Source organism: Bacillus cereus (genome assembly GCF_007678085.1).
Classification (GTDB): Bacteria; Bacillota; Bacilli; order Bacillales; family Bacillaceae_G; genus Bacillus_A; species Bacillus_A cereus_BE.
The window spans coordinates 274,472-287,080 of the sequence record NZ_VEDW01000001.1 but is presented as its reverse complement, the minus strand read 5'-3'; the positions used below and the strand labels follow the sequence as shown (position 1 = coordinate 287,080).

Genomic DNA, 12,609 nt, shown 5'->3' with positions numbered 1-12,609 from the left:
ATTTGAAAGCATAGCTTTTTATATTAAATCATTAAAATATCTCGAATTTCTTCCTCCGTGATTGATGATAATTTCTCTTCTCCTGGCTCAATCACTTCAGCGATTAAATTTTTCTTACTTTCTTGCAGTTCATGCATTTTTTCCTCAATTGTTCCGTGGGCCACTAACTTAATAACTTGTACCGTATTTTTTTGTCCCATTCGATATGCTCTATCTGCTGCTTGTTGTTCAACAGCTGGATTCCACCATAAATCGTACAATATCACCGTATCAGCACCCGTTAAGTTAAGACCTGTACCACCAGCTTTTAAAGAAATAAGAAACAGGTCCCCTTCTCCTTCATTAAATCGATTACATAGCTCTACACGTTCTTGCGAAGGTGTATTTCCGTCTAAATAAAAGTATGGAACCGCTTGACGATTTAACTCCCGACCAATAATGGACAGCATCTTCGTAAATTGAGAAAAAATTAAAATTCTCTTACCAGTACTCCTGCATTCCTCTAGTATCTCTAACAATTGTTCAAACTTAGCTGAGCTCCCTTTGTAATCATCAACGAATAAAGCGGGATGATTACAAATTTGTCGCAATCTCGTTAAGCCAGCTAAAATTCTAATTTTATTTTTACGTAACGTATCTTTGTCTAAATGCTTTAACGTTTCTTCCCTTAATTTCGCTAAATAAGCAGCATATAGTCTCTTTTGATCTGGTAATAATTCCGATGACTGTAAGTGCTCTATTTTATCTGGAAGCTCCTGTAATACGTCTTCTTTTAATCGTCTTAATACGAAAGGTTTTACGCGCTTCGCTATATCTTCTCGCCTTAAATCACCGAATTCTTTTCTTCCTGGTAATAATTCTGGAAATACGACGTGGAAAATAGACCATAGCTCTTCTAATGAATTTTCGACAGGCGTTCCCGTTAGTCCGAAACGATATTCAGCTTGAATTGTTTTCACTGCTCTTGCAGTTTGTGTTGTAGGATTTTTAAACGCCTGTGCTTCATCAAGAAATAGTGTATGAAATGGCCTCGCATACGATCTTATATCTCTTCTCAGTAATGGATATGACGTAATGACGACATCAAATTCTGCTACGTCTTGTAAGATTTTTCGTCGTTCTGTTTGATTTCCATCTGCAATGACCGCTCTAATATGCGGGGCAAATTTTTTCAATTCACTAAACCAATTGTAAACGAGAGAGGACGGTGAGACGACTAATATAGGTAACTTCTTCTCTCGAATTTCAGGTAAAACAGAATCTATAAAAGCGATGCTTTGCAGCGTTTTTCCAAGCCCCATATCATCTGCTAAAATACCGCCGAAACGGTAATAGGCAAGTGTTTTCATCCACTCGAATCCATATACTTGATATTCTCTCATTACAGCATGTAAAGTTTGCGGTACTGTAAACTTTAATTTTTTCGGGTTTTGAATACTTTCAACTAAATCTTGAACAGACTCATCTAAACTTAAAACATTACCTTCGTGAAGTCCGTTCATCCATTTTACACTCCGAATAAGCGGAACATTCACTTCTTCCCCGTGTAAAAACTCTTTCCGAATACCTGATTCTTTTACAAACTGATTAATTTCATTAAACTCTTTGCTCTCTAGTGATAATAAAGAACCATTCGCTAATCGGTAATATTTACGTTTCTCTTCAAGAGCCACTAATACACCTTTAATTTCCGCTTCTGGTATTCCTTTTATATCAAAACGAAATGACAACCAATCAATTCTTTCTTTTCTTCTCACTCTAATAAGAGGTGCTGTATCCCCTTTATGAATGCGTAATTTGATTGCTGTTGTCGCGTAAATATCAACTAAACCTTTTAACGTTGGAACGACATGATATAAAAAGTTATACTCAGCATCTTCATTATGCATAAAGTAACCACCTTCTGTTTTCGCGAAGGCACTTTCACTCATAATGTCTAAAATCTCTTTTTCCTTTTTCTCATCACGATTAAAAACAGAAGGCTGTCCATCTTCTTCTAGCGGATTGATCATGACGTTTCCATAATGAAATTCCAGGCCTGCTAACAAACGATTTTTCACACGATCTAAATACAGTTTTGCTTTTAGCGACGGCGTTTCAACACGATCCGATATTACTTCATCAATTCGTACCGTTCCAAGTTTCATTAATCCTGGCACAACTTTCGCTACGAAATGTTCCATCTTGCTTTCAGGAATATAAAACTGATTACTATTTGAGCGACTCATCATCTTTTGCAATTCAATAAGGCGCATACAATCTTCCATAGGTAAATGATATAATTTCCCATCGTAAAGAGCGTTATTATACATTTCCATAACTTGAACACGATTTAATCCATCTATATGAAGTGTAAACCCACCATTATTTCCTTTCGTAAACTCAAAATGTAATGGCAATAAACCGTTTGACATTTGTAAGCCATGAAACAGTTGCTCATTTTGTTTCAGATGTACATACTCAACTTTAGAAAGTGAAGAGAGCATATTTTTCCACGAAGCCGGCGGTATGAATATCATACTTTCATCTTGTTTCGCATGTACTTCTAACGCATCTTCATACATTTTTTCATTATGATACATTTTAATCAGCTGCTGAATAACCGCGTCCGTTTCTGGTCTGAAGCTATGTACATCTGGTGTATATGTAAATTCATTAGAACAATGAAAAGCCTCTCTTTTCTCCACTTTAGAAAGAAATTCTCTAATATGCTTTATAACATATGTTTTCGCAAGTTTTAACTGAATTCCAAGAAGGGCCCCACCGCTTTTCGTCGCTACTGGTGAACATATAAACGCAACATCTAATATTTCACGTGTATCAAAACGGTGTTGTTTACTTTTCGGCATCAGTGGTTTGTCTGCAAACAATTGAAACATCCCGTTTGTTAATTGATCATTTTTACTACTAACAGAGCCCATCCCGCCCGTTTGCTGGTTATAATTTATTTGTATCAATACGGCTGCAACATGTTGACAGTACGTTTGAAAAGATGCCAATGAAGGACAACTACATCTCGCAACAACATCACCTTTTTTAGCTTTTTCTACTGTAACATGAAAATCTTCGTTCCCTTTTACCGTCGCCTCACAAATTTCTTTCGTTTCATCATAATGATTCACGATTACTTTATTCGCTTTATAATACGCTTCGCCTCTTTTATATGAGGTCTCTCCGCATACTTCTTTAATAATCGATTTATTTAATGTAAAACTCATTGTTTTGACACTTCCTTAATGTAAAACCATTTTCTCTTACTTAACATTTTACATGCTCCACGAGAAAATATAAAATGTTGATTGAACAAAAAAAGATGCTTATTTATAAGCACCTTCTTCACTCTATCTCCATCAACCTTTTCGCCTCAAAATACAACACTTGAATAAATTTTTTCGTATTAATTCGTATATGGCCAGAAGTTGCTATTTCATCCTTCGTCATTTCTGTCATCCGTTTTCTCACTACAGTGAAATCAAAAAATTTTGGAGCATAGCTTTCAAATTTCGGATTCGAAAAGTCTGTTAGTCCGAGAGAAGCTAAATGATTCAAAGATTGATAAATCGCTCTTCTTACACGTTGTTCAGATGCTTTTCTCTCCTTATCTATATCTGCATCCGAAGCTATATGATCTAATTTTTTTAATGTTATTTGGTGAAAAATATCTTTTAATGCCGGAAATCCAAATTCAAATGTTTGCGCCTTTTCTTGTCCATATAAATATTCCAGCATACTAAGTAAATCTTTACTTCCGTTCTCTCCCGCAATACCGAGTTCTGCTAGTAAGAAGCGTCCTGAATCTGATATCTTTTTTCCTTCTTGCACTGTTTCACTACGCATTTGCGGTTTTTCCCACTGAAACACATTATTTAATGATTTTTGAATGTCATATATAGAACGTTCCAAACGAATACGCTCCATCACTTTTCGTACAACAGATACTACTTCTATTTTGTTTAGTGGTTTCGTAATATAATATTCCACACCAAGTGTATACGCCTCACCAATGAGCTGTTTCGATTCAACTTGGGAAATCATAATAATTTTCCCAGTAAATGAAGATGCTATATGACGAACTGTTTCAATGCCATCTCTCATCGGCATTAGTAAATCAATAAATAAAATATCCACTTTTTTATAATTTAGCTGTTCTGCTTCAACAAAAGCTCCATCTTCCGATTCTCCAATTACTTCCCCAAGATCGCCATCCTCAATAATTTGCGAAAGCATCGAACGGAAAACCTCATCATCATCTACGATATAATAAAACAAACCTATTCCCCTTCCCGCTTTAAACTGCACTCCGGTAAACAAACGATAAACTTACACCCTTTTTCAGTTTCATTGTCTTCTAACCTTACTTCTCCGCCAAGCTCTGTTACCATTTCGTCTATGTAAGAAAGTCCAATGCCTGTTGACGGTGTTCCGGTTTGATCATACTTAGAAGTAAACCCGGGCTTAAATACTAATTTCTTATACTTTTGTGCAATACCAGGACCATCGTCAATTACTTCAAAGATTACGTGTTGATCTCGTTTATATAACTTAATACGAATGAGACCTCTTTCTTCAATTGCTTCCACTGCATTGGCAACTAAGTTATTAAAGATTGATAGCACTGTATACACGTGATATGCAGCATGCTCACCTTCTATATGTTTAGAAAAACGTATATCTTTCCCTAGCATTTCAGCATATTTCTCATTTATTCTTACAATCATTTCTGTAAGCTCATGACCTTCTACATACTCAGCCACATTTTTATCTAATAACAGTTTAGATAATCCTGCAAAAATTCTTTGATTATCTTTTTTTATTTCATGCACCTCTCCTGCTATTTTCAATGCTGTTTTACTACTGGAATCATCGTTAGCTTGTAAATTTCGATATAGTTGATATGCTTCTTGTGTAATCAACTCTGCATTTTGTAACGTTTTTTTCAAATGAACTGATTCTACATATAAATTTGAAAGGTGCATGAACATTTTTTCATTTTCTTTTCGAACTTGTGATTCTTTTAATTTCGTTTCATATAAGTTCATCATATTTAAAAATCCAAGCGCAAAGAAACTACGGAAAATAGCAATAATAATAAGTTTATTCACTTCAGAAACTGTTATCGTTGTACCGAGCACGACCATATGATAAATCGCTAGTTCTGACATACTTGCGATAATTTCAATTGTAATTCCAAGGAAACCAATAACAATTGGTTTCTGATGAAACTTATTCACCCTACAAAGTGAAAAAAGACTTCCATAAATAAAATAATAAAAGAACACAGGATAACGCAAATAAAATGATTCTGTCATATGAAAGGAACCTTGCATAACCCAGTCAAGACATATACGGAATAAAACGACACATATACCGACAAGGATACCTGCAGCCGCTGCGGGTATTTTTCTTAAAAATAGTAATAAAAAGAAAAAAAGCGGCGTCCCAAAGCTAACGCGAAACATATCATTAAAAGGATGAAAATTAAGCTCTCCAGCAATCGGAACAACAACCATTAATATAATTAAAAGGGATATATCTTTCTTCCATAACTGATTCCAATTCAAAGGTGCCACTTCCTATACTTTTTTCAGCAGTAAAAGTGAAAGCCCGCTTATATAATAAACGGGCTTTATTTCTATATTCTAACCTTTTCTACCGCTTTTATTTGGCGATACTCTGGCTCCCAGATTGCTTCTTTCACTGCAATCTTAATATCGTTATCACTTAAATTCTCTCTAGCTACACCTTCTGCAACGGCAACTTTCGCTACTTCAATTGCAACCATTTCCGAGATATTACGTAACTCTTCAACTTCTGGCAAAATAGGTGCTCCTGGCTGACTTGTATCTACCATGCTTGCAACTGCTTCAGCGGCTGCTGCAAACATTCCATCTGTCATGACGCTTGCACGTACGACAATTGTTCCAAGACCAAGCCCTGGGAAAATAAGTGCATTATTTGATTGTCCAATCACATACGTTACACCGTTATATGTAACTGGTTCAAATGGACTTCCTGTTGCAACTAATGCTCTTCCTTCTGTCCACTCTATTAAGTCTACTGGTTTTGCTTCAGCAAGTGGCGTCGGATTCGACATTGGTAAAATAATTGGTCTTTCTACGTGAGAAGCCATTTCTTTAATAATCTCTTCTTTAAATGCGCCTGCAACAGTTGATGTACCGATTAAAATTGTCGGTTTTACATGTTTCACAACTTCAGCAAGTCCAATCGCATCATTTTGTTTCCACTCACTTACTTCCGCTTCTTTTCTTGCATACGGCATTTGGAAATCAAGAAGATCTTCCATATTATCTGTAACTAACCCGTTACGATCAATACACCAGAAACGCTTATACGATTCTTCTTCTGATACGCCTACGCGAACCATTGCATCTCTAACTTGATCTGCGATACCGATTCCAGCCGTACCAGCACCAAATACAACAACGCGGTGTTCACTTAGCGGTACACCCGAAGCTTTCACTGCTGATAATACAGCAGCAAGCGAAACTGCACCTGTACCTTGAATATCATCATTAAATGTACAAATATCATGACGATATTTATCTAAAATTTTTCGTGCATTTCGAGAACTGAAGTCTTCCCAATGTAAAAGTGCTTTCGGGAATTGTTTATTTACCGCTTGTACAAACGTATCAATAAATTCATCGTAAGCTTCACCAGTTATACGAGGATGACGATTTCCAATATAAAATGGATTGTTTAATAGTTCTTCACGGTTTGTACCTACATCTAAAATTATTGGTAATACACGACTAGGATCGATTCCAACTGCGGCCGTATAAACAGCTAATTTTCCGATGGCGATGTTAATACCACCAACGCCCCAGTCACCAATTCCAAGTATGCCTTCTCCATCTGTAACAACGACTAAATCAATATTTTCTGCTGTTGCACCGATATTGGCGAATGCTTCTTCAATACCTGACGGATCGTTAATTGATAAATACACACCACGTGGTTTACGATATTCATGACTATATCTTTGAATTGCTACACCAACAGTCGGTGTATATACGATTGGTAACATTTCACGTAAATGATTTGTTAATATACGATAAAATAACACTTCATTTCGATCATGTAACGCTGTTAAGTATACGTTCTTTAATAAATCATCCGGCTGAGAACAAAATTGCTCATATGCTCGGCGTGCTTGTTCTTCTAATGTTAAAACTGCTGGCGGTAATAACCCTTTTAAACCTAATTCTTCTCTCTCTTCTTGCGTGAAAGCGACCCCTTTATTTAAAAGTGGTGTTGATAATACTTCTACTCCTCTTAATGTCGTTTCTAATGAACCATTAGAACCTACTGTAAACTTACTCATAACATCCCTACCTCTATTCATATATAGCATTTCTATATTGTAAACAAAAAAGAGGGGATTGTCCCCCCCTCTTTTTTAATTTTTCTTTAAAAGAGTTGCTCCTGCAATCCCTGGGTGTGTCATTTCGAATGGATCTAGAATTAACTCTAAGTCTTCTTGTGACAATACACCATTTTTCACACAAAGTTCTCGAACGGATTGCCCAGTCGCGATTGCTTCTTTCGCAACGCGAGCTGCTGCTTCATAACCGATATGAGGGTTCACGGCTGTAATAATTCCTACACTCTTCTCAACATACTCTTTTAAGCGATCTTCATTCGCTTCAATTCCTTTTAAGCAATTATCTGTAAAGGCACGGAAACCGTTATTCATAATGCTAATTGATTGAAGTAAGTTGAAAACAAGTACTGGTTCCATCACGTTTAATTCTAATTGTCCTGCTTCTGAAGCAAGGCAAATTGTATGGTCGTTACCAATTACTTGGAACGCGATTTGATTAATTACTTCTGGCATAACAGGGTTTACTTTCCCTGGCATAATAGATGAACCTGGTTGACGAGCTGGTAGCATAATTTCCGCTAAACCAACGCGTGGACCTGATGCCATTAAGCGAAGGTCATTCGCGATTTTAGACATATTCATCATACATACTTTAAGTGCTGCTGATACTTCTGTATATGCATCCGTATTTTGCGTTGCATCTACTAAGTCTTCTGCGCCAACAAGTGGTAGTTCACTAATTGCAGCTAAATGTTTTACAACTGCTTCAATATACTCTGGATCTGCATTTAAGCCTGTACCAACTGCAGTTGCTCCCATATTTACTTCATATAGATGTTGACGTGATTGCTGAATTCGTTTCATATCACGTTCAAGTACGCGAGAGTACGCTTTAAATTCTTGTCCAAGACGAATTGGCACAGCGTCTTGTAAATGTGTACGACCCATTTTAATAACATGGTCAAACTGCTCTGCTTTTAATTCAAATACATCGTGCATATAACCCATCGTTTGTAATAAACCTTCTAATGCGTTTAATGTTGCGATATGAATCGCCGTTGGGAATGCATCGTTCGTTGATTGTGCCATGTTTACATGACTATTTGGACTAATATAATGATAGTCTCCCTTTTCCATTCCTAATAATTCAAGAGCACGATTGGCCATGACTTCATTTGCATTCATGTTCATTGAAGTACCTGCTCCGCCTTGAATTGGATCTACGATGAAATGATCATGCCATTTTCCATCAAGAATTTCTTGAGCGGCTTCTGCGATCGCGCCGCCCTTATTTAATTCCAATCTTCCTACATCTGTATTCGCAAGTGCTGCAGCTTTCTTTACAATTGCGAACGCTTTAATTAAGCCTTCATGAATTTTGTATCCTGTAATCGGGAAGTTTTCAACTGCACGCATTGTTTGTACGCCGTAGTATGCATAGTTTGGTACTTCTTTTTCACCTAAAAAATCTTTTTCAATTCGAACACCATTTTTAACTTCAGTTAATGTTGCCATGATTATTCACTCCTTAACGATTTCTTATGCTGCTTTTGTTTCTTTGACTGTTTCTACATATTGTTTTGCTTTCTCATTATCGAATTCGCCTTCCCACTTCGACATAACAATGGCCGCTAATGCATTTCCTAATACATTGACAGATGAGCGAATCATATCTAAAATGCGGTCAATTCCCGCAATTAACGCGATACCTTCTAGTGGTAACCCCATTGAACCTAACGTTGCTAATACAACAACGAACGATGCACCTGGAACTCCCGCCATACCTTTGGATGTTAACATGAGAACGAATAATAACGTTATTTGCTCTGTCAGTGACATGTGCACACCATACATTTGTGCAACAAACAATGCCGCTAACGCTTGATAAATAGCCGATCCAGTCAAGTTAAATGTATAACCTGTCGGAATAACGAAAGAGGCAACTGCCTTTGGACAACCGAACTCTTCCATTTTTCTCATTATATTAGGTAAAACAGCTTCTGAACTTGCTGTCGTAAATGAAAGAATAAGTTCTTCTTTTAATATTTTCATTAATGTAAAAATGTTTACGCCAACCATTCGAGCATTAATACCTAATACAATCACAACGAATAGTATAACAGTTACGTATACAGCTAGCACTAGTTTTCCTAAAGGAAGTAGTGTTGCTACACCAAATTTTGCAACCGTAACGGCAATTAATGCGAATACACCAAATGGCGCAAATTTCATAACTTGATTTGTAACCCAAAACATCGCTTCGAGTACACCTTCAAAGAAGTTAAAGACAGGCTTTCCTTTTTCTCCAATTGCCGCAACTCCTAAACCGAATAATACTGAGAAGAAAATAATCGGTAATAAGTCACCTTGTGCAATCGATTCAAATACGTTTTTCGGTACAATATGAACAATTGTCTCAGCAAAACCTTGCTTCTCTGTCGCATCTGCTGTTTGTTTATAAGAAGAAATATCACTTTGCTGCAAGTTGTTCATATCAACGCCAGTACCTGGTTGGAAGATATTAGCCGCAAGTAATCCCATTAAAATAGCGATTGTCGTAATAATTTCGAAATAAAGAATTGTCTTACCACCCAGTTTCCCAAGCTTCTTCATATCTCCTACACCAGCTACCGCAACAATTAATGCTGAAATAACAATCGGTACTACGATCATTTTAATTAAGTGAATAAATATATCCCCAACTGGTGTGATATAAGAAATAGCCGTTTTATTACCATAGAAGATTGCCCCTACTACAATCCCTAAAACAAGTGCAACAAAAATTTGTGTTGCCAATCCGAATTTTTTCATTTATGTTCATCCCCTTTATGCGAACGCTTTCATTTCGTATTTATAAAAGCTTACTCACACATCATATAGGCGAACCTACAAAATCATACAAAAACCTACAAGTTCGTCACAAAAAATTCGAAAATTTTTCTTTTCTTTTTCATTGACACCTTTTCATTAAAAAGAAATAAAATATACTTGATAAGTAATCAGATTGTTTCGTATAATCAAAAAGATATATACTTACAACAAATCGAAATGAAAAGGAGTGGATAGTATGAAAAATTATGTACAAAAATTCGTTCTATCTTCTTCTTTTCTTTTTCATTTTCTTAAAAAGGAACAAAGGCATTTGCCTTTGTTCCTTTTTTATTGCGATCTATATAGGGGGAATTGTTATGAAGCCATATAAACGTGTCTTAATTAAATTAAGCGGCGGTGCACTTGCCGATCAAACCGGGAATAGCTTTAACTCCAAACGATTAGAACATATCGCAAATGAGATTTTATCCATCGTTGATTTAGGTATTGAAGTATCTATCGTCATCGGAGGCGGTAACATTTTCAGAGGTCATTTAGCTGAAGAATGGGGCATTGATCGTGTAGAAGCTGATAATATCGGTACACTAGGTACAATTATTAATAGCTTAATGCTACGCGGCGTTTTAACGAGTAAAACAAATAAAGAAGTGCGCGTTATGACTTCCATCCCGTTTAATGCTGTAGCTGAACCGTACATTCGCCTCCGTGCAGTACACCATTTAGATAGCGGTTATATCGTTATTTTTGGAGGCGGAAACGGGCAACCGTTCGTTACGACAGATTATCCAAGTGTTCAAAGAGCCATTGAAATGAATAGTGACGCTATATTAGTCGCAAAACAAGGAGTAGATGGCGTCTTTACTAGTGATCCAAAGCATAATAAAGCAGCAAAAATGTACAAAAAACTAAACTATAACGATATTGTTAGGCAAAACATACAAGTAATGGATCAAGCCGCTTTACTACTTGCTCGTGATTATAATTTGCCAGCACACGTCTTTAACTTCGATGAGCCGGGGGTTATGAAAAGAATTTGTTTAGGTGAGCACGTAGGGACTTTGATTAATGATGATGCTTCATTGCTTGTACATGAGAAATAATTATTTCTCATAAAAAAGGGGTGTCTATAAAAGACTCCCTTTTCTTTAAACTTTATAAATAAAAATCAACCAATCCCGCTAACTTTTCCTTACAACGCTCCCAAAAAGATAACTTCTCAAAAAATTCTTTCGTCATCTCTTTTGAATCACGAAAATCCTCTGTTAACACCGTATTAACTTGCCGTACAATAGGACCACCATGAATATAAAAATTCATTTCATCATTTATATTGAAGCTACGCGAAGTAAAGTTTGTTGTGCCAATAACGGTTAATTCATTATCAATAAGCATTAATTTGCCATGGAACATTCCTTTTTTATACCCATATACAGTAATCCCATTATTAACAGCTTGACGTATGTATGGATACGCCGCTTCTTTTATAAGAGGTAGATCTGGTTTATATGACCAAAGTATTTTTACTGTAACACCACGCTTTTGTGCTGCGATTAAAGCATTCATTGATTCTTTATTTTTCGCTATAAAATACGGCGTTGCAATTACAATTGAATGCTGAGCTTGTTTTATTAGCTCTATATATTTTTTAGCAACGTAATGCCCATTGTAACTCACCATAGTATGCAATGTATTCCCTTTACTAGCCTTGTTCGTACTCCTCTTTATATCTTCTTTCGTATCTCGTTTCCAATCTAAAGCAAATTGTTCCTCTAAATCTTTTGCGCCTTCACCTTTTATCCGTACATGATAGTCTCTCCAGTACCCAAAGTGTTTATCTTTCCCTAAGTACTCATCCCCTATATTAAAACCACCCGTATAACCAATCTCTCCATCAATCGTTGTAATGCGACGATGATTACGATGATGAAGGGAATAAAACCCGAATGGTAATTCCTGTTTTCTACTATATGTAAAATGCACACCATTTTCCTGTAATTCTTTTTTCATCTTTCTTTCAAATGATAAATCGTTAAGTAAATCAACAGATAAATATACGTTTACTCCTTCTTTTGCCTTTTCTTTTAATAAATTTAAAAAAGTATGGCTGCTTTTATCATCCGACAAAATAAAAAAGTACGTGTAAATAGATTGCTTTGCCTCTCTTATATCAGTAAATAACTGTTTATAAAATGACTTCCCTTCTACATATAATTGAAAATCACTATGATGAGGTGCATACTCTGTAGGCATGTTTTTCCCAGCTTCTATTTTCCTTCCTAAAGTAACTTCAATATGCATACAAATTAAAATAAAAGCAAAAATAGCAATAATAATAGAAGTAACTCGCAATATTTTTTTAATCATTTTGATTTCCTTCCGCTCATTTTTCTTTCCACCTTTCTATTTTGTCATTCCAATATACATTTCATGCT

8 protein-coding genes are annotated in these 12,609 nt (G+C 36.0%); 1 reads left to right on the top strand and 7 read right to left on the bottom strand.

Annotated elements, in window-relative coordinates; all coding sequences use genetic code 11:
• Nucleotides 1-23: 23 nt before the first annotated feature.
• The 6 genes from FS742_RS01495 to FS742_RS01470 form a co-directional block, all read right to left on the bottom strand.
• Nucleotides 24-3,218, bottom strand: a complete 3,195-nt coding sequence (locus FS742_RS01495; protein ID WP_144610908.1) for a DEAD/DEAH box helicase — start codon at nucleotides 3,216-3,218, stop codon at nucleotides 24-26.
• A 118-nt stretch (nucleotides 3,219-3,336) separates the two neighbouring features.
• Nucleotides 3,337-4,269, bottom strand: coding sequence for a response regulator (locus tag FS742_RS01490; protein ID WP_144610907.1), 933 nt, complete (start codon nucleotides 4,267-4,269; stop codon nucleotides 3,337-3,339).
• A gap of 2 nt (nucleotides 4,270-4,271) precedes the next feature.
• Entirely contained in the window at nucleotides 4,272-5,570 is a 1,299-nt protein-coding gene (locus FS742_RS01485; protein WP_186327131.1) for a sensor histidine kinase, read from the bottom strand.
• A 62-nt stretch (nucleotides 5,571-5,632) separates the two neighbouring features.
• A complete protein-coding gene (gene malS / locus FS742_RS01480; RefSeq protein WP_144610905.1) occupies nucleotides 5,633-7,345 on the bottom strand; it encodes an oxaloacetate-decarboxylating malate dehydrogenase in 1,713 nt (570 codons plus the stop codon).
• A gap of 75 nt (nucleotides 7,346-7,420) precedes the next feature.
• Nucleotides 7,421-8,860, bottom strand: a complete 1,440-nt coding sequence (gene aspA, locus FS742_RS01475; protein ID WP_144610904.1) for an aspartate ammonia-lyase — start codon at nucleotides 8,858-8,860, stop codon at nucleotides 7,421-7,423.
• Nucleotides 8,861-8,884: 24 nt separating this feature from the next.
• Nucleotides 8,885-10,156, bottom strand: coding sequence for a cation:dicarboxylate symporter family transporter (locus FS742_RS01470; protein ID WP_000713283.1), 1,272 nt, complete (start codon nucleotides 10,154-10,156; stop codon nucleotides 8,885-8,887).
• Nucleotides 10,157-10,533: 377 nt separating this feature from the next.
• On the opposite strand from FS742_RS01470, the gene pyrH reads away from it, so the two are divergent.
• A complete protein-coding gene (gene pyrH / locus FS742_RS01465) occupies nucleotides 10,534-11,277 on the top strand; it encodes a UMP kinase (RefSeq protein ID WP_144610902.1) in 744 nt (247 codons plus the stop codon).
• Between the two features lie 52 nt (nucleotides 11,278-11,329).
• Here the strand turns inward: pyrH and FS742_RS01460 are convergent, their stop codons facing one another.
• Nucleotides 11,330-12,541, bottom strand: a complete 1,212-nt coding sequence (locus FS742_RS01460; protein WP_144610900.1) for a phospholipase D-like domain-containing protein — start codon at nucleotides 12,539-12,541, stop codon at nucleotides 11,330-11,332.
• Nucleotides 12,542-12,609: the final 68 nt, after the last annotated feature.

Coding starts and splice junctions, on each gene's coding strand:
- FS742_RS01495 (WP_144610908.1), bottom strand. CDS start 3,218: ATGAGTTTTACATTAAATAAATCGATTATTAAAGAAGTATGCGGAGAG.
- malS (WP_144610905.1), bottom strand. CDS start 7,345: ATGAGTAAGTTTACAGTAGGTTCTAATGGTTCATTAGAAACGACATTA.
- aspA (WP_144610904.1), bottom strand. CDS start 8,860: ATGGCAACATTAACTGAAGTTAAAAATGGTGTTCGAATTGAAAAAGAT.
- FS742_RS01470 (WP_000713283.1), bottom strand. CDS start 10,156: ATGAAAAAATTCGGATTGGCAACACAAATTTTTGTTGCACTTGTTTTA.
- pyrH (WP_144610902.1), top strand. CDS start 10,534: ATGAAGCCATATAAACGTGTCTTAATTAAATTAAGCGGCGGTGCACTT.
- FS742_RS01460 (WP_144610900.1), bottom strand. CDS start 12,541: ATGATTAAAAAAATATTGCGAGTTACTTCTATTATTATTGCTATTTTT.